This is a genomic window from Stenotrophomonas sp. YJH_SMC_80 (assembly GCF_059372495.1).
Window position 1 is genome coordinate 104393 of record NZ_JCAFVP010000012.1, and the last position, 21195, is coordinate 125587.

General features: G+C 67.5%; 26 protein-coding genes. 13 read left to right on the plus strand and 13 right to left on the minus strand.

The window, feature by feature from the left end; all coding sequences use genetic code 11:
- The first annotated feature begins 9 nt into the window (after positions 1–9).
- Positions 10–639 carry a lysophospholipid acyltransferase family protein gene (locus tag AC5P99_RS17325; RefSeq protein WP_005411260.1) on the plus strand — a complete coding sequence of 210 codons (630 nt, stop codon included), beginning with the start codon at positions 10–12 and terminating at the stop codon, positions 637–639.
- Positions 636–1631, plus strand: a complete 996-nt coding sequence (locus AC5P99_RS17330) for a phosphatidate cytidylyltransferase (RefSeq protein ID WP_005414654.1) — start codon at positions 636–638, stop codon at positions 1629–1631. Before AC5P99_RS17325 ends, AC5P99_RS17330 begins: the two co-directional genes overlap by 4 nt.
- 126 nt (positions 1632–1757) lie before the next feature.
- Here AC5P99_RS17330 and fis read toward each other — a convergent pair whose 3' ends face one another.
- The 3 genes from fis to prmA form a co-directional block, all read right to left on the minus strand.
- Positions 1758–2033, minus strand: coding sequence for a DNA-binding transcriptional regulator Fis (fis, locus tag AC5P99_RS17335; RefSeq protein ID WP_005419706.1), 276 nt, complete (start codon positions 2031–2033; stop codon positions 1758–1760).
- Between the two features lie 114 nt (positions 2034–2147).
- Positions 2148–2915, minus strand: coding sequence for a DUF3426 domain-containing protein (locus AC5P99_RS17340; protein ID WP_049395358.1), 768 nt, complete (start codon positions 2913–2915; stop codon positions 2148–2150).
- Between the two features lie 42 nt (positions 2916–2957).
- Positions 2958–3878 (minus strand): 50S ribosomal protein L11 methyltransferase, encoded by a 921-nt coding sequence (gene prmA, locus AC5P99_RS17345; RefSeq protein ID WP_012481409.1) that lies wholly within the window; start codon positions 3876–3878, stop codon positions 2958–2960.
- A 164-nt stretch (positions 3879–4042) separates the two neighbouring features.
- Here prmA and AC5P99_RS17350 point away from each other — a divergent pair, with 164 nt between their 5' ends.
- Positions 4043–4996, plus strand: a complete 954-nt coding sequence (locus tag AC5P99_RS17350) for a hypothetical protein (protein ID WP_495213360.1) — start codon at positions 4043–4045, stop codon at positions 4994–4996.
- The gene (locus AC5P99_RS17355) at positions 4993–5367 is read left to right on the plus strand and encodes a hypothetical protein (protein ID WP_005411254.1); all 375 of its coding nucleotides are present in this window, start codon (positions 4993–4995) and stop codon (positions 5365–5367) included. Before AC5P99_RS17350 ends, AC5P99_RS17355 begins: the two co-directional genes overlap by 4 nt.
- A gap of 97 nt (positions 5368–5464) precedes the next feature.
- Here AC5P99_RS17355 and accC read toward each other — a convergent pair whose 3' ends face one another.
- The 4 genes from accC to AC5P99_RS17375 form a co-directional block, all read right to left on the minus strand.
- Positions 5465–6832 (minus strand): acetyl-CoA carboxylase biotin carboxylase subunit, encoded by a 1368-nt coding sequence (gene accC / locus AC5P99_RS17360; protein WP_005411253.1) that lies wholly within the window; start codon positions 6830–6832, stop codon positions 5465–5467.
- Positions 6833–6842: 10 nt separating this feature from the next.
- Entirely contained in the window at positions 6843–7322 is a 480-nt protein-coding gene (gene accB / locus AC5P99_RS17365) for an acetyl-CoA carboxylase biotin carboxyl carrier protein (protein WP_005411252.1), read from the minus strand.
- A 59-nt stretch (positions 7323–7381) separates the two neighbouring features.
- A complete protein-coding gene (aroQ, locus tag AC5P99_RS17370; protein ID WP_005411251.1) occupies positions 7382–7825 on the minus strand; it encodes a type II 3-dehydroquinate dehydratase in 444 nt (147 codons plus the stop codon).
- Positions 7826–8210: 385 nt separating this feature from the next.
- Complete coding sequence (locus AC5P99_RS17375) at positions 8211–8939, minus strand: DOPA 4,5-dioxygenase family protein (protein WP_005411250.1); 729 nt, start codon at positions 8937–8939, stop codon at positions 8211–8213.
- A gap of 166 nt (positions 8940–9105) precedes the next feature.
- Here AC5P99_RS17375 and AC5P99_RS17380 point away from each other — a divergent pair, with 166 nt between their 5' ends.
- On the plus strand, positions 9106–9933 hold the full coding sequence (locus AC5P99_RS17380) for an isocitrate lyase/PEP mutase family protein (RefSeq protein WP_065183227.1): 828 nt from the start codon (positions 9106–9108) through the stop codon (positions 9931–9933).
- A gap of 33 nt (positions 9934–9966) precedes the next feature.
- Here AC5P99_RS17380 and AC5P99_RS17385 read toward each other — a convergent pair whose 3' ends face one another.
- The gene (locus AC5P99_RS17385) at positions 9967–10503 is read right to left on the minus strand and encodes a hypothetical protein (RefSeq protein WP_005414649.1); all 537 of its coding nucleotides are present in this window, start codon (positions 10501–10503) and stop codon (positions 9967–9969) included.
- Positions 10504–10629: 126 nt separating this feature from the next.
- Here AC5P99_RS17385 and AC5P99_RS17390 point away from each other — a divergent pair, with 126 nt between their 5' ends.
- Positions 10630–11226, plus strand: a complete 597-nt coding sequence (locus tag AC5P99_RS17390) for an NAD(P)H-dependent oxidoreductase (protein WP_005411247.1) — start codon at positions 10630–10632, stop codon at positions 11224–11226.
- 16 nt (positions 11227–11242) lie between these two features.
- Entirely contained in the window at positions 11243–11836 is a 594-nt protein-coding gene (locus tag AC5P99_RS17395) for a TetR/AcrR family transcriptional regulator (protein ID WP_049460171.1), read from the plus strand.
- Between the two features lie 13 nt (positions 11837–11849).
- On the opposite strand, the gene AC5P99_RS17400 is transcribed toward AC5P99_RS17395, so the two are convergent.
- Positions 11850–12644, minus strand: coding sequence for a D-alanyl-D-alanine carboxypeptidase family protein (locus AC5P99_RS17400; protein WP_495213361.1), 795 nt, complete (start codon positions 12642–12644; stop codon positions 11850–11852).
- Between the two features lie 121 nt (positions 12645–12765).
- Here AC5P99_RS17400 and AC5P99_RS17405 point away from each other — a divergent pair, with 121 nt between their 5' ends.
- Both AC5P99_RS17405 and AC5P99_RS17410 read left to right on the plus strand, forming a co-directional pair.
- Positions 12766–14319: an alkaline phosphatase gene (locus AC5P99_RS17405; RefSeq protein WP_329753502.1), complete on the plus strand. Its 1554-nt coding sequence runs from the start codon at positions 12766–12768 to the stop codon at positions 14317–14319.
- 42 nt (positions 14320–14361) lie between these two features.
- Entirely contained in the window at positions 14362–14928 is a 567-nt protein-coding gene (locus tag AC5P99_RS17410; RefSeq protein WP_495213362.1) for a GIY-YIG nuclease family protein, read from the plus strand.
- 7 nt (positions 14929–14935) lie between these two features.
- Here the strand turns inward: AC5P99_RS17410 and AC5P99_RS17415 are convergent, their stop codons facing one another.
- Entirely contained in the window at positions 14936–15079 is a 144-nt protein-coding gene (locus AC5P99_RS17415) for a hypothetical protein (RefSeq protein ID WP_169448980.1), read from the minus strand.
- Between the two features lie 98 nt (positions 15080–15177).
- On the opposite strand from AC5P99_RS17415, the gene AC5P99_RS17420 reads away from it, so the two are divergent.
- A complete protein-coding gene (locus AC5P99_RS17420; RefSeq protein WP_005411241.1) occupies positions 15178–16077 on the plus strand; it encodes a LysR substrate-binding domain-containing protein in 900 nt (299 codons plus the stop codon).
- Positions 16078–16108: 31 nt separating this feature from the next.
- Here the strand turns inward: AC5P99_RS17420 and AC5P99_RS17425 are convergent, their stop codons facing one another.
- The 3 genes from AC5P99_RS17425 to AC5P99_RS17435 form a co-directional block, all read right to left on the minus strand.
- On the minus strand, positions 16109–16825 hold the full coding sequence (locus tag AC5P99_RS17425; RefSeq protein WP_495213363.1) for an ABC transporter substrate-binding protein: 717 nt from the start codon (positions 16823–16825) through the stop codon (positions 16109–16111).
- A 61-nt stretch (positions 16826–16886) separates the two neighbouring features.
- Positions 16887–18410 carry a carotenoid oxygenase family protein gene (locus AC5P99_RS17430; protein ID WP_495213364.1) on the minus strand — a complete coding sequence of 508 codons (1524 nt, stop codon included), beginning with the start codon at positions 18408–18410 and terminating at the stop codon, positions 16887–16889.
- A 26-nt stretch (positions 18411–18436) separates the two neighbouring features.
- The gene (locus tag AC5P99_RS17435; RefSeq protein WP_495213365.1) at positions 18437–18859 is read right to left on the minus strand and encodes a DUF2141 domain-containing protein; all 423 of its coding nucleotides are present in this window, start codon (positions 18857–18859) and stop codon (positions 18437–18439) included.
- Between the two features lie 156 nt (positions 18860–19015).
- On the opposite strand from AC5P99_RS17435, the gene AC5P99_RS17440 reads away from it, so the two are divergent.
- The 3 genes from AC5P99_RS17440 to AC5P99_RS17450 are packed head-to-tail and all read left to right on the plus strand — an operon-like array spanning position 19016 to position 21145.
- Positions 19016–20116: a sensor histidine kinase gene (locus AC5P99_RS17440; protein WP_049448487.1), complete on the plus strand. Its 1101-nt coding sequence runs from the start codon at positions 19016–19018 to the stop codon at positions 20114–20116.
- Positions 20113–20751 (plus strand): response regulator transcription factor, encoded by a 639-nt coding sequence (locus AC5P99_RS17445; RefSeq protein WP_005411236.1) that lies wholly within the window; start codon positions 20113–20115, stop codon positions 20749–20751. The genes AC5P99_RS17440 and AC5P99_RS17445 overlap by 4 nt, the downstream gene beginning before the upstream one ends.
- A 22-nt stretch (positions 20752–20773) precedes the next feature.
- Complete coding sequence (locus tag AC5P99_RS17450; RefSeq protein ID WP_099605081.1) at positions 20774–21145, plus strand: VOC family protein; 372 nt, start codon at positions 20774–20776, stop codon at positions 21143–21145.
- Positions 21146–21195: the final 50 nt, after the last annotated feature.

A 21195-nucleotide genomic window follows, 5' to 3' on the forward strand; every position in this document is an offset into this window, starting at 1 on the left:
GAGGGACCAATGTTCGCCGAACTGATTGCCCGCGCCTGCAGTGGTGCGATCCATGTAGTGACCGGTGCCCGCGCGTTGTGGATCGGTTGCGCGCCGTCCAGCGAGCGCCGTGTGTACTACGGCAACCACGCCAGCCATGGCGACTTCGTGCTGATCTGGTCGTCGATGCCGCCTGCGTTGCGGCGCCAGGTGCGGCCAGTTGCCGCGGCCGAATACTGGCAGCGCGACGGCTTGCGTCGCTACCTGATCGATGCGGTGTTCAACGGCGTGCTGGTCGAGCGCGAGGCCGGCCATCGCCAGCAGGATCCGCTGCAGGCCCTGCGTGACGCGGTGGACGAAGACTGCTCGCTGATCCTGTTTCCGGAAGGTACCCGCAACGTGGGCGATGAACCGCTGCTGCCGTTCAAGAGCGGCATCTATCACCTGGCACGGCAACGGCCGGAGCTGGAATTCGTGCCGGTGTGGATCGACAACCTGAAGCGGGTGATGCCCAAGGGCCGGTTCCTGCCGCTGCCGCTGCTGTGCACGGCCACCTTCGGTACGCCGCTGCGGCTGCAGGCCGACGAGGACAAGGCGGCCTTCCTGGCCCGCAGCCGGCAGGCGCTGCTGGACCTGGCGCCGAACGGGGGGCGCGCATGAGTTTCCTGATCGATGTGTCCGGCGACCTGGCAGCGCAGAGCGTGGGCCAGCAGACCGGCCTGCTGTTCGCTGGCGTCGGTGCGGTGCTGGTACTGGCCACGCTGGTGGCCGAAACGCTGCGATGGCGCCAGCGCGGCCGGCCCAGCGCGGTCATCGCCAACCTGGTGTCGCGCATCCGCGCGTGGTGGGTAATGGCGATCGTGGTCGGGCTGGCGCTGTTCTTCGGCCGCGCCGGGGTGATCGTGCTGTTCGCGATCATCTCGCTGTTCGCACTGCGCGAGTTCATCACCCTGGCGCCGACCCGCTCAGGCGATTACTACGCGCTGCTGGCCGCGTTCTACATCGTGCTGCCGTGGCAGTACTACCTGGTGTGGATCGACTGGTACGGCATGTACACGCTGCTGATTCCGGTCTATGCGTTCCTGTTCCTGCCGATCCTGTCGACCATCGGCGGCGATACCACGCACTACCTGGAGCGCACGGCGAAGGTGCAGTGGGGGCTGATGATCTGCGTGTTCTGCATCTCGCACGTGCCGCTGCTGCTGAACCTGCACGTGCCGGGCCATGACCCCTCGCGCAACGTGCTGCTGTTTGCTTTCCTGGTGATCGTGGTGCAGTCCTCGGACGTGCTGCAGTACATCTGGGGCAAGTTGTTGGGCAAGCACCTGATCGCGCCGAAGCTGTCGCCGTCAAAGACGGTGGAGGGCTTCGTCGGCGGCGTGCTGAGTGCCAGCGCACTGGGCGCGGCGCTGTGGTGGATCACCCCGTTCACGCCGCTGCAGGCGTTCGGCCTGTCGCTGCTGATCAACCTGATGGGGTTCTGGGGCGGCCTGGTGATGTCGGCGATCAAGCGTGACCGGGGCATCAAGGACTGGGGCCACATGATCGAGGGCCATGGCGGCATGCTCGACCGGCTGGATTCGGTGTGCTTCGCCGCGCCGGTGTTCTTCCACGTGGTGCGGTATTACTGGAAGGCGGGCGGTGGCGGTTGATTCTGCCGGGCTTCCATCCACGCATGGCGTGGATCTACCGGTAGTGCCGGCCGCTGGCCGGCAACTGCAACATCCTGCCATCGTTCGTGGGGTTGCCGGCCAGCGGCCGGCACTACCCGCGCGCGCTTACGCGCTGATGCCGTATTCCTTCAGCTTCTTGCGCAGGGTGGCACGGTGGATGCCCAGCATCGCGGCGGCGCGGCTCTGGTTGCCTTCGCAGTGGTTGAGCACTTCCACGAACAGCGGGATCTCCATCTCGCGCAGCACGATCTCGTAGACATCGTCCGCGTCGCAGCCATCGAGGTCACGCAGGTAACGGCGCACGGATTGGGCGACATGTTCACGCAGCGGTGGCCGGGGAGCGCCACGACTGTTGTCAGGACGAGAGAGGACAGCGTTCAAGGGGGTTCCCGATTCGGTGGGCCCGTGCGCGCGGTGCGCGCGGCCGGACGAGGTGGTGGCGGCCAGTCTAGCGCGAGCGTGCCCGGCCTGCCACGGCCGGTCGCCTTTTCACGTTCAGAGGAAGTCGAAGGTGAATGCGACGGTGGATGCGGCGGGCTCCTGCACACGGAAGGCGACGCGCGCGCTCTGGCCCGGTTCCAGCAGGGCGGCGCCGGGGTTCTCGCCCAGGTACTGCGCAGGCGTGAACACACCGCTGCCGATCACCCGGCCATCAGCATCGGACAGTGACAGGCGCAGGTCGGGCCAGGCCTGTGCCCAGCGTGCGTCGTTGCGGATGCTGGCCTGCACCTGCAGCACGCCGGCCTGGCCGGGCAGCGGCCGGATCTCGCGGCTGGTCATGGTAAAGGCAGTGGGTTCATGCCAGGCCGGCAGGCTGCAGCGCAGGAGGCCGCAGAGCGTGCCCAGCCAAGCACGGTTGCCAGCGTCGGCGGCCAGCCGCGCACGGTCGGCCAGCACGCTCTGCAGCACCAGCAGCAGCGCCAGCCCTGCAACCAGCAGCCAGTGCCAGCGCGGTGCCGGCAGGCCGCGGGGGCGCGCACTGCCAAGGAAACTCGGCGCGTCAACGGCGGCCGTCGTCGCCGGCACTGCAACCGGTGCCGACGCGATGGCCGCAATGTCATCAACGATGACAGGCGCATCGTCGTGCTGCATCTCTGCCGCCACATGCGCCGCTTCGGCGGGCCCGGCTGGCACCTGCATGGCAGGCGACGCGTGTTCTTCTGGTTCCTGCGTGCGCGCATCGGTCGCAGGCACGGGCGAACCTTCCGGGGCGGTGCGCAGGAAGGTTGCCAGAGGGCGTCGCGGTGGGTTCGGCTCGGACATGCTCAGGGTGCGGGCTCGGATCCAGCAGTCATTCAACCACGATCAGGCGCGGCGCACGCCGGTGATGCGCATCCAGTCGCCATCCTGGGTCGCCTGCAGGTCGTCGAACCATTCGGCATAGCGCTGCAGCAGTTCACCTTCCTGGCCGTGCAGGATGCCGGACAGGGCAATACGGCCGCCGGCAGCCACGCGCGCGGCCAGCAGCTCGGCCAACGCGTCTAGTGCCGAGGCGAGGATGTTGGCGACCACGATCGGGTAGGTGGCGACCGGTTCGTCCGGCGGCAGGTACACGTGCATGCGCGCCTGTTCGCCGTTGCGCTCGGCATTGTCGGCGGTGGCGACCAGGGCCTGCGGATCGTTGTCCACGCCGATGGCCTCAGCGGCGCCCAGCTTCAGCGCGGCAAGCGCAAGGATGCCGGAGCCGCAGCCGAAGTCGAGCACGCGCTGGCCCTGCAGCAGGCCATCCACGGCCAGCTGGTCCAGCCAGCGCAGGCAGAGCGCGGTGGTCGGGTGGGTGCCCGAGCCGAACGCCAGGCCCGGGTCCAGCCGCACCACGGCGGCGTCTGCAGCCTGTGCGGCCTCCGGCAGTTCATGGTTCCACGGCACGATCCAGGTGCGGCTGCCGAAAGCCATCGGCTGGAACTGGTCCAGCCAGGCGCGTTCCCAGTCCTCGTCCTCAACCGCGCGGAAACTGCCGCTGCTCCAGTCAAGTTCCGGGTCGAATGCTTCCAGCGCGGCCAGCAGCAGCAACGCGTTGCTGTCGGCGGGAAACAGCGCGCTCAGCACCAGGGTGTCCCATAGCGGGGTCTCGCCCACGCCCGGCTCGAGAATGGCCTGTTCGTTGCTGGTATCGGCCTCGGCATCAAGCAGCGTGACGGCCAGTGCGCCGACATCCTCCAGCGCATTCTCATAGCGGGGCTGGGTAGCTTCGGTGCAACGCAGGGTCAGTTCCAGGAACGGCATGGCGGTGGGGGCAATCGCGGGAAAGGGGGCCATGCTAGACCATCGGAGCGTCTCCGTATTGCCTGAGATGCCGCTTGGAGATGAACGGAACCGATTCAGACAGGCCTGGCGGGCCTTGCTAAACTTGCTGCTTTCCTGTGCGCCATGAACGCTCACTGCCGCCAATGGCCTTTGCTCCGACCCTGAAAACCTGGTTGCTCGTGCTGCCGGCGGTGGCCGTGCTGAGCGTGGCCGGGTATCGGGCCAGCGGCCATGCCGGGTCGGTACCGGTGACCGCAGGCGAACTGCCGACGGCGCAGGTTGCGGCGCCCCTGCCGGTCGTGCCGGAAGCGTTGGCGCGTCGCCTGGCGGCGTTCGAGCGCGGCAACGCGCTGCCTTCGGGCCTGCCGCTGGACCTGCGCGCGGACATCGAGGATGCGACCGATCTGTACGCCTACGCGCAGCGCCTGCGCGTGCAGGCCGACGACGGCAATCACGAGGCGCGCTGGATGCTCAGCCGGGTCTACGACTACTGCGCGCAGTACGCCATCGATCCGGGCGGTTATCGGTTGGACAACAATGTGCTGGCCGGGCTGGGCCTGACCGCTGCACCGGCGATGGTGCAGGCGCGCGAGCGCGTGGCGCAGCGTTGTGGCGGCTTCGTGCCGGGCGACAAGCTGGGGTCCGCGCTGGTGCTGGCCGAGCGCCGCAAGGCGGCCACGCAGGGCAACCTCGCAGCGGAAGCATCGCTGTTTGCCGAAGGCGAGCCGCTGAATGACAGCCCCGAGTACCGCCGTGACCTGGTCGAGCGGGTGCGCACATCGCGCGATCCGGAGGCCTTCATGGCCATTGCACCGGGCATGGGCGTGCGCGCGGCGGGCGACCAGGCGCTCACTGGCCTGGTCGCGGGTGAACAGCTCAGTGAACTGGCGTGGCGGGTTGCGGCCTGCGAGCTCGGTCTACCGTGTGGTGCCGACAGCGTGCTGGTCAACAGTTTTTGCGCGAATGGAGGGATCTGTTCGCAGGATGGGACGCAGGATTTCCGTGATTTCGTGTATGACGCTGCGGTTTCGCGGCAAGGTGCGGGGAAAATGAAGCAGTGGATCAAGCGATTGGTTGGCAAGAGGGGCGGGCAATGAACTACCGTCGATTCCTGCATGGGGCCAAGTTCTGGTTCTGGGTGGCGCTGTTCGTGGCCTATTCGGCCGGCGCGGTCGGGCTGTTGATGATCGACACCTATGAAGATCGTTACCGGCATCTGTCGAAAGTGGAACTGACCACGGTGAAGGCGCAGGAAGATGTGCGCCGCGTGGGTGCCAGCCAGGTCGCTGCGGTCTATCGCGCGCAGAGCGGCATGCCGTTCGCATCGTTGCCGGCAGGCAGTACCTTCCAGGTGGTGTGGCCCGATGGGTCCACCGAGACGATGGTGATCGTCGACCCGAGCTCGCCCAATGGTGTACGCCCGCTGGCGAATTCGCAGATCCCGGCCGAAGCTGCCGACAAGCGCTGATGCACCTGCCGTAGAGCCGAGCCCACGCTCGGCTCTACGGCAATGGAAAAAGGGCGGGGATATCCCCGCCCTTTTCATGTCCAGTACCTGCTGCCGATCAGGTCAGTGCGATCGGCTTGTTCTTGCGCTCGGCAAGACGCTTTTCCAGGTAGTGGATGTTCTGGCCACCGGCCTGGAAGCCCTTGTCGCGCATGATCCGCTGCTGCAGGGCGATGTTGGTCTTGATGCCGTCGACCACCATCTCGCTCAGCGCCACCCGCATGCGGGCGATGGCGGTTTCGCGGTCCGGGCCGTGCACGATCAGCTTGCCGATCATCGAGTCGTAGTTCGACGGCACGCGGTAGCCACTGTAGATGTGGGTATCCACGCGCACGCCGGGGCCGCCCGGCGGATGGAAGCCGGTGATGGTGCCCGGGCTCGGCACGAAGGTCTCGGCGTCTTCGGCGTTGATGCGGCACTCGATCGCGTGGCCGGTCAGCACCACGTCGCTCTGCTTGATCGACAGCTTCTGTCCGGCGGCGATCTTCAGCTGCTCGGCCACCAGGTCGATGCCGGTGACCATTTCGGTGACCGGATGTTCCACCTGGATGCGGGTGTTCATCTCGATGAAGTAGAAGCGGCCGTCTTCGTACAGGAACTCGAAGGTGCCGGCGCCGCGGTAGCCGATGCGCACGCAGGCTTCGGTGCAGACCTTGCCGATCTGCTCGCGCTGTTCGGCGGTGATGCCCGGTGCCGGCGCTTCTTCCACCACCTTCTGGTGGCGGCGCTGCATCGAGCAGTCGCGCTCACCCAGGTGGATGGCGTTGCCCTGGCCGTCGGCCAGCACCTGGATTTCCACGTGGCGCGGGTTCTCCAGGAACTTCTCCATGTAGACCTCGCCATTGCCGAACGCGGCCTTGGCCTCGCTCTTGGTGGTTTCGATCGAGGTCTTCAACGAGGCCTCGGCATGCACCACGCGCATGCCGCGACCGCCACCGCCACCGGCCGCCTTGATGATGACCGGGTAGCCGATCTCACGGGCGATCTTGGTGTTGGCGACGATGTCATCGCCCAGCGGGCCGCCCGAACCGGGCACGCACGGCACGCCGGCCGACTTCATCGCGCGGATGGCTTCGACCTTGTCGCCCATCATGCGGATGGTGTCAGCCTTGGGGCCGATGAAGATGAAGCCGGATTCTTCCACGCGCTCGGCGAAGTCGGCGTTCTCCGACAGGAAGCCGTAACCGGGATGGATCGCCTGCGCGTCGGTGACTTCAGCGGCGGCGATCAGCGCCGGAATGTTGAGGTAGCTCTGCGGCGACGGCGCCGGGCCGATGCAGACCGACTCGTCGGCCATGGCCACATGCTTGAGGTTGCGGTCGACCGTGGAATGCACGGCCACCGTGCGGATGCCGAGGGTGTGGCACGCGCGCAGGATGCGCAGCGCGATCTCCCCTCGGTTGGCGATGACGACTTTGTCGAGCATGGCGTGCCCCTCAGCCGATCACGAACAGCGGCTGGTCGAATTCCACCGGCTGGCCGTTCTCGCCGAGGATGGCGACGATGGTGCCGGACGTGTCGGCTTCGATCGGGTTGAACATCTTCATTGCTTCGATGATGGCCAGGGTCTCGCCTTCCTTGACCTGCTGCCCAACGGTGACGAAGGCCGGCTTGTCCGGGGCGGACGACGCGTAGAAGGTGCCGACCATCGGCGAGCGCAGCACGTGGCCTTCCGGCAGTGCCGGGCCCGGCTTGGCGGTACCGCCGGTGGAGGCTTCGGTCGGCGACTGCATCGGCATTGCCTGCGGTGCCGGGGCGGCCGGAGCGGCGTACACCGGGGCGGCGACCGGGGCGGCATAGCCGGCCACCGGGGCACGCGACAGGCGCACCGACTCTTCGCCTTCCTTGATTTCGATTTCAGCCAGGTTCGACTCTTCCAGCAGGTCGATCAGCTTCTTGATTTTGCGCAGATCCATGAGGGCCTCTTTGGTTTCTATCTAGGTGAGGAGAGCGCCGTGGGCGCCCGGGTCGACAATCAGGTGGCGGATACCCGCAGCAGCGCCGCGTCCATCGCGTAGCGGTAGCTGTCGGCACCGAAGCCGCACACCACGCCCACCGCCTTGTCACTGAAGTAGCTGTGCTGGCGGAACGGTTCGCGGGTATGCGGGTTGGACAGGTGGATCTCGATGAACGGCACCGCCACCGCGGCCAGCGCATCGCGCAGGGCAACCGAGGTGTGGGTGAAGGCGGCGGGGTTGATCAGGATGAAAGCGGTTCCGTCGTCGCGTGCGGCCTGCACGCGGTCCACCAGCACGTGCTCGGCATTGGACTGCAGGCTCTCCACCGCGTGTCCGGCGGCCGATGCCTGGCTGGCCAGGGCCTGGTCGATGTCGGCCAGCGTGGTGTGGCCGTAGACCTCCGGCTCGCGTGTGCCGAGCAGGTTGAGGTTGGGGCCGTGCAGGACCAGCAGCTTCGCCATGGGATCCGGAAGACAGGAAAGGGCGGCAGTCTGGCGGAACCGGCGGATGCTGTCCAGTTAGGCGAAGTTTGCAGCGTTTCAATCGAACGTTTGAAATCTGCCGGAGCGCTTGTGGCCGTATGGCGGGCGCTGGATCAAGGCGCGCTGAATGGCTCGCAGGCCGGGGATGCATGCACGTAGGCCGACGATGGCGGCAGGCATGGGCAGGGCTGATGCTGTCATGGGTGGTGCTGCAGTAGATCCACGCCACGCGCGGATGAGGCCACCATTCAATAGATCCACGCGATGCGTGGATGGAGGACGTTCGGTACGCAGCACGCTACGCACCCACCGAGGGGCAGCCCAAGGTGCGCCGCACGCCTACTGCCCCCCGCCACGCCCCCGCTCACGTCTCCAGCGGCACCGTCGGCACCACGTTCGGGAACACCTCTTCCAGCGGTTCCCGTTCTCCAGGCTTCGGTGCCGGCCAGTTGTAGGCATTCACCGGCTGCGCGCGGTTTACCCACAACGCGTAATACAGGTGGTCGGCGCGGCCATCACCGGTATTGGGGTGGATCAGGATGGTCAGGCCCAGGCTGTTGAGCTGCAGCCAGGGCACCAGCACCGGCAGCAGGTCGTTGGTGAAGCCGAAGTAGAACGACGGGGTGACGTGCGGCCCGCGTGGTTCCAGGTTCCAGTTGCCCAGCTCCACCGGGAAGCGCTCGGCCGTCCAGCGCCGCAGCAGCGCAGCCTTCTCGAAGCTGTCCTCGTCGAAGTAGATGTGCGCGTGATAGCTCTTGATGTCGGTGTAGGCGCGTGGGGTCACGGGCAGGGTGGCCTCGCCGGGACGCACGCTGGCCGGGCGCGGGGTCGGTTCGCTGGCCGTGGCCTGGCCCCAGGGGCTGTGCCCTTCCGGTGCTGGCGGCACGATGGCACGGAAGCCGGGGCGGCCAGGCTCGGTGGTGTTCACCGCGTCGTTGCCGCGCGGTGCTGCGGCGGCGGTCGAGGCACTGGCCAGGCCGCCAGCGGCCAGACCCGCCGAAGCGATCAGGCGGCGCCGTGCCGGCGAAAGCAGGTCGGCCCAGTGGGCGTCATCATCGCCGGCGTCGGTGAGGGTCTGCGGGTCCGGGTGCATGAAGGGCTCCGTGGCGGCATCGTGTGGGCAGGCAAGCACGCTCGGGCACCCGCATCCACAGCGTCCAATAAGCAGGGGGCATCACCTCATGCAGGTGCGCCCCGTTGTCGTTGAGCGTGGCCGCTGGGCGGGCTAGGGTGCAGGTCTGCCGCCCCGGAGCCCTTCCATGATCTCGCCCGATGCCGACACACAGCAAAAGCGCGCGTTTTTCCGCCAGCTGCACGCGCAGGGTTGCTTCGTGCTGCCCAACCCGTGGGATGTGGGCAGTGCCCGCTACCTGCAGCGGCAGGGCTTCCAGGCACTGGCCACCACCAGCGCCGGCTGCGCCTGGAGCGAAGGGCGGCCGGACGGAGCGGTTTCGCTGCAGGCCACGCTGGCGCATCTGCGCGTGATGGTGGCAGCGACTCCATTGCCGTTGAATGCCGACTTCGGTGATGGCTTCGGCGCCACGCCGCAGGCGGTGCAGGAGGCGGTGGCCGCGGCGATCGACACCGGCATTGCAGCATTGTCGATCGAGGATGCCAGCGGCGTGGCCGATGCACCGCTGCGTCCGATCGACCAGGCGGTCGAGCGCCTGCGCGCTGCCCGTGCAGCCATCGACCGCGCGGGTGGCGACGTGCTGCTGGTCGGCCGCGCCGAGAACTTCTTCGTTGGCGTGCCGGATCTGCAGGACACCCTGCAGCGCCTGCGTGCCTACGCAGAGGCCGGTGCCGACGTGCTGTATGCACCTGGCATCAGCACGCGCGAGCAGATCAGCGCGGTGGTCGCCGCTGCCGGGTCGAAGCCGGTGAACCTGCTGGTCGGTGGACCGACGTCGCTGAGCCTGCAGGACATCGCCGCGCTCGGCATTCGCCGGGTGAGTCTGGGCGGCGCACTCGCCCGTGCCGCGTGGGGCGGGCTGATGCAGGCGACCCAGCCGATCGTGCAGGACGGACGCTTCGATGGCCTGCAGCAGGCGGCCTCCGGGGCTGCCTTGAACGCGCTGTTCCGCTAGATCCACGCCGTGCAAGGCGGGAGGGGCCGGCGACTACAGCGCCTCGATCTCCCGCTTGGGTAAGGTCACGTCGGGTTCCAGCGCTGGCAGCAGTTGGCGAAGCAGGTTTGGATTGCCCTGCAGCCCGGTGCCATCCAGATACGTCCAGCCGGAACCACCAACGCGGCGCACGGCCACCATGAACGTGGTGCTGCGCATTGGGGTTTCACGCACCCGTATCAGGGATTGGCGTGGCACGAAGCAGACTTCTTCCTCTCCGGCAGCATAGGTCCGGGTCGGCACACCTACATCTTCGCTGATGATCACTACACCGGCGTTGTGCTGCTTCTTCAACGCATCACGGGTGATCGCCTGGAAGGCGTCATCGCCGCCGGCCAGTCGTTTGAGGCTGGGATGGGTACGTTCGATGAGGAAGTCCGCATCGCCGCGGGCATATGCAGCCATCATGGCGCGCACATCTTCGCGCAGAGCCTTCGCATCACTGGGACTGAGTTCACCTGCGAAGGCGGATGGCAGCAACAGCAACAGCGACAGCAGCATCAGCATCGTCAGGGGCAGGCGTCGATCCATGTTCGGGTGTCTCACAGGGCACCGCCGCACTATACGGTGGATGCGAAAACAGCGTCCCATCGATGGCGCTGGTATCCCGAAAATCACTACTTACTATTGGTAGGTATTGATTTCTGGAGACCCCCCATGCACAGCCTCATTGTCATCGCCCACCCTGAACCCGGTTCGCTGACCCATGCGATGGCGCATCGCATCGGCGATGCCATCACTGCTGCCGACGCCCGCAACACCGTGGCCTACGCCGATCTGATGGCCGAAGGCTTCGATCCGCGCTTCAACGCTCAGGACCAAGCCTTGTTCCGCAGCACCGGCGCGGTACCGGCCGACATCGCCGCCGAGCACGCACGGCTGGAGGCCACCGATACGCTGGTGCTGGTGTTCCCGTTGTACTGGTGGTCGTTCCCGGCACTGCTGAAGGGCTGGATCGACCGTGTCTTCACCAACGAATGGGCCTACGCACAGGATGCGCAGGGCAAGCTGGTGAAGAAGCTGCAGCGCCTGAACGTGCATCTGGTGGGGCTGGGCGGTGCCGATGCAGCGATGGTCGAACGACGCGGCTACGATGCGGCGATGAAGACGCAGATCGACATGGGCATCTTCGACTACTGTGGCGCACGCGTGCTGACGTCCGACCTGCTGCTGGATGCCGATACCGGTGCGGCTGGAGCGCATCTGCAGACCGCGCTGGCGATCGGCCGTAAAATAGGCACTCCGATGCGCTGATCGCCGTGTTCCGCCGATGCCCGCCAACGCCGCTCCCACGCGCCGCCGATTGACCCGCGAGCAACGCGCCCGCCAGTTGCTGGACGTGGCCTGGGCGCTGGTTGGTGAAGAAGGCACCGACGCGTTGACGCTGGGACGGCTGGCCGAGGCGGCCGGTGTGACCAAGCCGGTGGCCTACGATCACTTCGTGACCCGCAACGGCCTGCTGGCCGCGCTCTACGATGACTATGACGGGCGGCAGACGGTGGTCTTCCACGAGCGTATCGGCCGCGCCCGCGCGCAGCTGGCCGACCGTGCGGCGGCCATCGCCTCCGGCTACATCGACTGCATCCTCAGCCAGGGCAGTGAAGTGCAGGGCATCCTCGCCGCGCTGGTGGGAGCGCCGGAACTGCACGAGGTGCGGCGGCGTTACCAGCAGGACTTCATCGACAATTGCAACATATGGCTGGGTCCGTTTGCCGCCGATGGCACGGTGCCACTTGCTGGGCGCTGGGCGATTCTCGGTGCGGCTGAAGCCCTGTCCGAAGCCGTGGCGGCAGGCGCGCTGGACAAGACCAACGCCGAGGCCGAGCTGCAGCGGCTGATCGTGGCGACGGTCGAGCGGCGCTGAGCCGCTTCGGGCGTCAGGCCCCGGCAGTGCTGCTGGCCAGCGTGGCGAATCCTGCCGCCAGCTGATCGCGCACTAGGGCATCGCGCGCGTCGCGGCTTTCAGAACCCAATACCACGGTGATCAGGCGTACCGGCTGATCCCGCCCGGGCACTGCCCGGCATACGGTGGCGGCCAGGCAGAAGCCTGCTGCCTGGGTGTAGCCGGTCTTCAATCCATCCACGCCATCATCGCCAAGCAGCGCATTCTGGTTGTTGCGGCTGAAGCTGCCATGCACGAACGCGCGCTGCGCGGTGATTGCCCGTATCTGCGGATGGTCATTCAGCAGGCAGGCGGCCAGCACTGCCATGTCGCGCGCGCTGGATGCATGGTGCGGCGTGGTGATGCCGGAGACGCTGGCGAACCAGCTGCTGCGCAGGCCGAGCTGGCGTGCGTGCCGGTTCATGCGCTCCAGGAACGCAGGCTGCGATCCGTCCAGGTGGCGCGCGATGGCCAGCGCCGCGTCATTGCCGGAGACGATCATCAACCCTTCCAGCAGGCGCGCGAGCGTGACCGTTTCGCCGGGCACCAGGCCCATGCGCGTTTCATCGTCGGCAACCGCATGCACGTCGCCGGCGGCGATGGTGACTTCGTCGCCCCACGAGCGCCCGCGCTCCTCGACACATTCGTAAGCCGCGTAGGCGGTCATCAGCTTGGTCAGCGAGGCCGGCTGCCTGGCGATATCCGCGTTGTGCTGGTGAATCACCGCGAAAGTTGCCGCATCGAGGGTGATGGACGACAGCGGTGCACGCGCAGGAGCAGGAGACGGCATGGAAGCGACGATGGTAGCGGGGACCCTGGAGGATAGTGTGCGGCGGCTGCACGAAGCTGAAATATTGAAACGATATAACGTATCGCAATTGTGGGCCGCCGATGGCCCGACGGGACATCCGATGACTGCACGCATTCCACGCCGCTGGCTTCATTCTTCGTTGCTGCTCGCGCTGGCCGCACTTGGCGGCTGCCAGCCCAACCTGCGCGCCGAGGCTGTTTCCACCGCCGAAGCCGGTCCGCTCAATGTGATCGTGATGATCAACGACGGTGCCGGCTGGGGTACCTGGGACGCTGCCGCCTACTGGCAGTACGGCAGCCGTGAAGGCGCACCCTATGCGGATTTCCCACTGCGCCTGGCGGTGACCACCTTTCCCTTGAACGCGAGCAGCCAGCCGACCGGTGACAACGCGCAGACGCTTGGCTACGACCCGGGCAAGGCCTGGGATGACGCGCCGGTTCCTGCGCAGGACCTGCCCTTTGCGGGCTACCAGTACCTGGCCGCGGTGGCTACCGACAGTGCGGCGGCGGGCACTGCGCTGTCCTCGGGCATCAAGACCTACAACAACGCCATCAACTTCAACAACGATGGCCAGCCGGTCGAGTTCAATACGCTGCGCGCCAAGCGCCTGGGAATGGCCACCGGCGTGGTCACCTCGGTGCCGTTCGCGCATGCCACGCCGGCCGCGTTCGCGGCGCAGAACGAATCGCGCAGCAACTATCACGCCATCGCACACCAGATGCTGGCGCAGGGCCACATGGACCTGGTGATGGGCACGGGTGGCCCGGGCTACAGCGTCGACGGCCGCGCCTGCCATGAAGGTACGGACGCCGCGAAGGCGGAGGGCTGTGCGAATCCATGGGAGTGGGTGTCGCAGCAGGATTGGCAGCAGCTGGAAGCGGGCAGCACCATCGGCGGCAATCCGGCGGGACCGTGGCGCCTGATCCGCAGCAAGGAAGCGTTCGCCGCACTGGCGCAGGGACGGTTGCCGGCCGACCGGCCGCTGATCGGTGTACCGCGCGTGGCCAACACACTGCAGCAGGCGCGCCAGCTGCAGGTGCTGGGCAAGGATGCAGGCACGCCTTCGGGAGTGAGGAAGATCGACAGCGTGCCCGATCTGGCGACCATGACGCGTGGCGCACTGCAGTTCCTGCAGCAGCGCTCGTCCAAGGGGCTGTTCCTGATGGTGGAAGGCGGCGCCACCGACTGGGCCGCACATACCAGTGCGTGCGGCACCGAATGGCATTACGGCCAGTGCAGCGATCAACCGCAGCATGGCCGGCTGATCGAAGAGACCGTGGAGTTCAATGACGCGGTGGAGGCGGTGGTCGACTGGATCGAGCGCAACGGTGGCTGGGAGCGCAACCTGTTGATCGTCACCACCGACCACGACAACAGCATGCCGATGGGCCCGGATGCACAGGACGTGGCTTTCGCGCCGGTACGCAACAACGGTCGCGGCCGCATGCCCGGAATCAGCTTCCGCCCCACCGGCAACCACTCCAACGCGCTGGTGCCGCTGTGGGCCAGGGGCGCCGGCGCGGAGCTGCTGGGCAAGCGCGTGCGGGGCGTCGATGCCGGCTACCGTCAGCACGTGCGCTGGAACGACGGCAGCTACATCGACAATACCGACGTGGCTGCCGCAGTGCAGGAAGTGCTGCAGCGTCCACGGTAACGACCGGTTGCACGCGGGCTGTTGTCGAGGCAGCCTGCGTACATGCAGTCGGATATCCGCATCGACGGTCGTGTCTTCGCCTACGTCTTCCCCTGTGCGTGGGAAGACTACGCGAAGATTGGTTTCTCACGTGATCCGCTTGGGCGCATCAGCGCATTGCACCGGCGTTGGTTCGAGTTCTTCGATCTCGACGCCGGTGCGCTGGTGGAAGCGGAAAGCGAGCGCGATGCGCGGGATCTGGAGCTGCAGCTGCGTTCGCCGTTCAAGGCGCACCGCGCTCCGGCGCCGATGACGGTCCAGGACAAGGCTGGAGGCCGCACCGAATGGGTACGTGGTGCCAACCACGCTTTGTCGCTTGCGGTTGCCGGCCTGGGCGAACAGGGCTATCGCTGTTATCCACTGAAGGGGTGGCTGCGAGCCGCGCTTCGCCTGCGCATGGACCGGCTGCACGACTGGGCGGCGGTGCAGCTTCCCGAGGAGGAAGGCCTGCGGATCCCCGGTGGCCCCGGCGAGGGCGCGCTGCGTGACGCCCTCGACGGTTGTCGGGCATTGGACATCGATCCGATCCCATGGCTGCCTGAACACGTCCAACGCTGGTATGCAGGTTGAGGAGCGTTCAACGGTTTCGCGGCGGCTGAACCGGCACGGCCGGTTGCCGCGCGGACTGCGGGGCAGGTGTGGACGGGCTGGCCAGCTGGCGTGCCAGCTCGGCGCTGGCCACGTGGCCCTGCAGGAACAACAAGCCGCCGAAGATGTTCATGAGCGTGCCTCCACTTGAGTGGATTGCACGATACGGGCAGCATGGACGGGCAAAAAGCGACATTTCCGCAAGCATGACTTGAGAGAATTTCAAGCCTTATGTCCCGCCCTCCGCTCCATGCCCTCCAGGGCTTCGTGGCTGCCGCCCGGCTTGGCAACCTGTCGCGCGCGGCGGCGTCGATGAACCTGACCGTCAGTGCGCTCAGCCACCAGATGCGGCAGCTGGAAGAACGGCTCGGGCAGCCGCTGCTGATCCGCCAGCCGCGTGGTATCACCCTTACCCTTGAGGGGCAGCGCCTGCTCGAGCAGGTGGGGCCGCATCTGGATGCGATAAACGAAGCCTTCCAGCCCTATGCCGCGCGTGCCGAGCACGTGCTGACGATCAGTGCGGTGCCATCGATGGCATCGGCCTGGCTGGTGCCGCGCCTGGGTCACTTCGTGGCTGAGCATCCGCAGATCGAGATCAACCTGCAGTCGAGTGAGCGCCTGATTGATTTCGAGCGGCAGCGCCAGTTCGACGCCGCGCTGCGGCTGGGCAGCGGGCAATGGCCGGGCCTGGTGGTGGAACCGCTGTTCGACGAGTGGCTGGTGCCGATGGCGAGCCCCGCGCTGATCGAGCGCATGGGGGGCATCGACCGTGTACCGCTGACCCAGTGGCCGCTGCTCGGTGATCCCGACGGCGCGTGGGGCGCCTGGTTCGCGTTGAGCGGGCAGAGCCCGCCATCGCGCTTCGTGGCGGTGCTGGATGATTCGGAGGCGCACCATCGCGCCGCACTGGATGGCGTAGGCGTGGCCCTTGGCCGGGTGACCCGGGCACGCCTGCTGCTGGAATCCGGCCAGCTGGTCGCGCTGTCCAGCCAGCGCCTGAAGACGGCGTGGCCGCATTGGCTGGTGTACCCGCAGCGCTCGGCCAGCCATCGCGGCTTCCTCGCGTTCCGCGACTGGCTGCATGCGCAGGCCGCCGAGCATGTGCAGCACATGGCGGACGCGCATCTGTAACGCCGCGCGGTGCTCGATCTCGACTCTACAGTCACTGCACAAGGGTGACCGCCTGCCCGGCACGCGCGAACGCTTCCTCCAGCAACGGGCCCGCCTTGATCGCTTCCACTTCCTCAAACAGCGCCCGCAGTGCATCGGCGGGGCGTGAGGCCGGTGCCGCCACTGCCTGCTGGATCGCGGTGAAGCGATCGGCCAACACCCGATGGCCGGGATGTGCCTTCGCCCAGGCCGCCAGCGGCTGGCGTACACCGGCGGCGGCATCCAGGCGGTGCTGGTCGAACAGGGCGATGGCCGCTGCCGAGGTGTCCGCCCGCTCGATCGTGGCATGGCGCAGTTCCCGGCTCAGGAACAGGTCATAGGCCGCGCCACGCCCCACCGCGATGCGCAGTCCGTCGCGGTCGAGGTCGGCCACTTGCTGCGCCGGGCTGTCTTCGCGCACCAGGTAAGTGCCTTCGATCTCCACATACGGAGCGCTGAAGGCGATGCGGTCGGCACGCGCCGGATCGATCGCCAGGAAGGCCAGATCCCAGCCGTCTTCGCCCGCTGCGGCGACCACCCAGGCTGCGGCATCGTGGCAGGTGAAGCGTGCCTGCACCCCCATCCGTTGCGCCAACGCGGTAGCCAGTTCCAGCGAGGGGCCGCGCGGTGAGCGCGCATCGCCCTGTGCCAGCACCGGGTTGCCCAGGTTGATCGCCACGCGCAGGAAACCGTGCGGTGCCAGCGTACGTCGGTGGTCGGCCAGGGACATGCAGGACTCCACGGGGCAGGGAGACCCAGCATGCCAACAACGGTGTCCGCGTGGCGTGGACTCAGCCGCGCGCGGCGAAGGTGCCGTGGAAGCCCAGTGGCACCGCATACGGTAGCCACGCCTGGGCCAGCGGACCGTCATCCACATGGCGCGCATCCAGCACGGCCAGACCGCTGCGCTGGTTCACCGGATCGAGCAGGGTGCCGATCAGCCAGCCGTCATCGGCGTTGCGGCTGCCCGGGCGCGGTACGAACACATGCTCTTCGGCCATGATGTCCGCCCCGTAGTTCCAGAGCTGGCGGCGCCCGTGCTCGATCTCGAACGCGGCCACCGCGTTGAAGTACGGCGCAGTGGCCGTGCCGTCGATGGTCGGCGCATACAGCCGTGCGCCACGTGTGTTCGCCGAGCGCGGGTCGAACAACGGGAACTCCACGGCGCTGATGCCCAACGTCTGCCAGCGGGCCCGTCCACGACGCAGGTCCAGATGCAGCTCGACCAGGCTGGCGCCACTGTTGGCCGCGTGTGCGCCATCACCGGCCATCGCTTCCTTCATCGGCGAGCGCGCCTCATTGATGTCGTCGTGGCGCACTGCGCGCAGCACGATGCCGCCATCGCGGGTGAACGCGTCGCCGAAGTGGTAGATCGCCGCGAACGGGGCCTCGAACCATTGCGCCTTGTCCGGCGCATCCTTGGCGACCACCGCGATGCGCACCGGACGCTGCGGTGCGAACTGCATGCGCTCGAAGAAGCTGCCACCTGCGCCGGTGAAATCGAACGGCATCATCACGAACACCAGGTGCTGGTCGGTCATCGCGAAGGCATGCAGGTAGCCATGCTCGGGTGTTTCGATCACATTGGCGCTGCGCAGCTGGCCGTCCGCACCGATGTGCCAGACCAGCAGGCCATGGCCCCCCATCAGGCTGATCGAGCCGAAGTTCCAGAGGCTGCCGTCGTGGTCGGTCAGCGGGTGCGCCGAGAACGGCAGCGCCGCCAGGTCCGGACGCCAGGTGACCGGGCCAAGCGTCTGCAGCGAATCCGGGTCCACTTCGAACGCCGAACCGGATTCGCACAGGGCGAACAGGCGGCCATTGATCATCGTCACCGAGGTGTTGGCCACGTTGACATCATCGTTGTTGCGTACCGCCAGCGCACCGGGAACGCTGGTGCCGGCGGCCGGATATTGGAAGCGGCCGGCCTTCTGTTCACGGGTGAATTTCGGCGTGGCGACCATGCGCCCGTGATGGGTCAGGCTGCCATCACCATTGAAGCGCCAGCCATGCACCATGCCGTCGCCGTCGAACCAGTGGTCGTAGCGGAAGCCATCGCGCTCGGTCCACGCCGGACCGTTGCGGTACAGCGTGCCAGCCAGGCCTGACGGCAGCTTTCCCTGCAACTGCACGGTGGCCGGGCCGAGGCTTTCGCTGCCGACGCTGCGCCAGCCGAGCAGCCACGGATGTTCCTGCATGCCCTGCGCGAACCGCGCCGGGTCGCCGGCGAAGGCGGGAGCGCTGCGCAGCGCGGTGGTGCCCAGGGCCAGACAGGCACTGCTGCTGAGCAGGGTACGAAGGAAGCGGCGACGGTCCATGGTGGCCTCGGGTCTGGATGCAGGAATCAGCGCAGGGTGATGTCGATGGCGGTGCCGGCGGCCGGTACGTCGACGCGCGCCTCGTCGAAGGTCGGCTTGCGCATCACCTGCGGATTGTTGCTGAAGCCGTAGCCCTCCACCGGCATGCCGACCAGGTTGGTGTCGAGCTTGCCGTTGTCGTTCTCGTCGTGGGTGAGCAGCACGGCATAGCTGCCGGCCGGAACGCCCTTGAACGTGAAGTGGGCGCTGTCGCCGCTGGGCGCCGCCTGCTGGGCCTGCACGGGCCTGGCCTTGCCGTCCCAGGCGGCGGCGCTGTCGACCAGCGCAACGCGCAGGGTGCCGGTCTGCACACGGACGTCGTGCACGGTCACGGCCAGGTCGGCGGCGTGGGTACTGCCGGCCAGGGCCAGGGCAGTCAGGGCGATGCTGAGCAGGGCGGTGCGGATCATGGCAGTGGCTCCGGAAGTGTGTGTGGCGGTGTGGCGCCAGTCTGCGTGCGGCGCTGCACCGGGTTCAGGGCCAGTGGTCATCGATTCGACGTGCCAGAAGTCACTTTCTGCGCCGGACCCATTGCCGCCGGCGTGCGCGGCGGTCAGCATCTGGCCATGCCCAGCCTGTTCCGCCATCTGTTGCGTCCCCTCAGCCTCGCCGGCCTGGCCACCGTGCTGGTGGTGGGCCTGTCATTCGCGGTGCAGCGCAACGGTGCCGGGCTGAGCCTGCTGCTGCTTGCCGTGTTCCTGCTGCTGTTCGTGGTGCACGGCTGGGCGTCGGTGCCATCCCGCGTGCGCGCTGTCGCGGCGGTGTTGCAGGCGTTGCTGGCGGTCGTGCTGGTTGCGCTGCAGCCGCGTACCGGCACCGCACCGGTACTGCTGGTGGTGCTGGTGGCGCAGCTGGCCGAGCATTGGCCACCGCGCTTCGTGCTGGCTGTTGCACTGCTGGCCAACCTCGCCATGTATCTCGTGCTGCGCTACAGCGGCTTCAGCCAGCCGCTGCTGGTGGTGCTGCTCTATGGCGGCTTCCAGGCCTTTGCTGCACTGACCGCACACTATGCCCGCAGCACGGCGCTGGCCCGCGATGACCTGGCCCGCGTCAATGCCGACCTGCTGGCCACCCGCGCGCTGCTGGCCGACAGCGCACGCGATGCCGAGCGCCTGCGCCTGGCGCGCGAACTGCACGATGTGGCCGGGCACAAGCTCACCGCGATGCGCTTGAACCTGCGTGCCCTTGCGGCCGACCCTGTGTTGGCCAGGCGCGAAGGACTGGTGCTGGCCGAGCAGCTGTCCGGCGAGTTGCTGACCGACATCCGCCAGGTGGTGCAATCGATGCGCGATGATCGCGGCCTCGATCTGGCCACCGCATTGCACGCGCTGGCCGCGCCGTTCCCGCGCCCGAAGCTGCAGCTGCAGATCGGCGAGTGCGTGCGCATAGTTGACCCGCTGATGGCCGAGACCGTGCTGCGCCTGGTACAGGAAGCGCTGACCAATGCCGCCCGGCATGGCAACGCAGACACCGTATGGCTGACGATCAACGAGGAGGATTCCCGGTTGCGTATCGACATCCGTGACGACGGCCAGCGCGCCGAACGTATCCGCGAGGGCAACGGCATCGCCGGCATGCGTGAGCGCCTGGCCGCAGTGCGTGGCCAGTTGGAACTGGCCCGCACCGCACAGGGCGGCATGCACCTGACCGCCTGGGTGCCGGCATGAACGGCAGCGCGATCCGTGTTGCCCTGGCCGACGACCAGGCGCTGGTCCGCGCCGGGCTGCGTGCGTTGTTGCAGGGGTTGGGCGTGGACGTGGCGCTGGAGGCCGAGGAGGGCCAGGCGTTGCTGGACGCGCTGTCCACCCAGCGCGTGGATGTTGTGCTCAGTGACATCCGCATGCCCGGGATGGACGGCATCGAGGCAGTGCGCCAGCTGCGCGCGCGCGGCGATGCCACGCCGTGGCTGCTGCTGACGACCTTTGATGAAAGTGACCTGCTGCTGCGCGCCAGCGAGGCCGGCGCACAGGGCTTCCTGCTCAAGGACGCCGCACCCGCAGACCTGCGCGAGGCGATCGAGCGCGTCGCCGCTGGCGAAACCCTGCTGCTGCCGGTCAGCACCGAGCCGGTACGCGCCCGCTACCGCTTCCACGATGAAGCACCGCCCACCGATACCTTCGGGGAACGCGAGGTGGCGATCCTGCGCTTGCTGGCCGGTGGCTACAGCAACAAGGAGATCGCGCGCAGCCTGTTCCTGGCCGAGGGCACGGTGAAGAACTACGTGTCCGCCATACTCGACAAGCTGGGCACCCGCGATCGCACCCGTGCGGTGCTGAAGGCGATTACCCTGCGCATCATCTGAGTGGACCGAGCAAGGAGTGCCAGTGAACCCGATCCTGCATGTGGAAATCCCGGCCAGTGACCTGGACCGTGCCATCACGTTCTACCAGCGGTGGCTGCAGGTCGCGGTGGACGAACCTGTCGTGCTGCACGACTGCCGGATGGCCTACCTGCCGTTCTCCGATGGGGCCGCCGGTGCCAGCATCGCGCTGGTGCACGGCGCGGACTACCGGCCTTCCGAACAGGGGGCGCGCGTCTACATCGGCGTCGATGACCTGGATGCGAGCCTGGGGCGAGCACTGCAAGCGGGCGCCGAGCTGCGCTTCGGACCCGCCGATGCGGGCGACTGGCGCGTGGCCGAGATCCGCGACAGCGAAGGCAACCGCATTGCGCTGCAGGCGCGCGCTGCTCTGTAGAGCCGAGACCACGCTCGGCTGCTGTTGGCCCAGCCGCTCCAGCTCAGCCG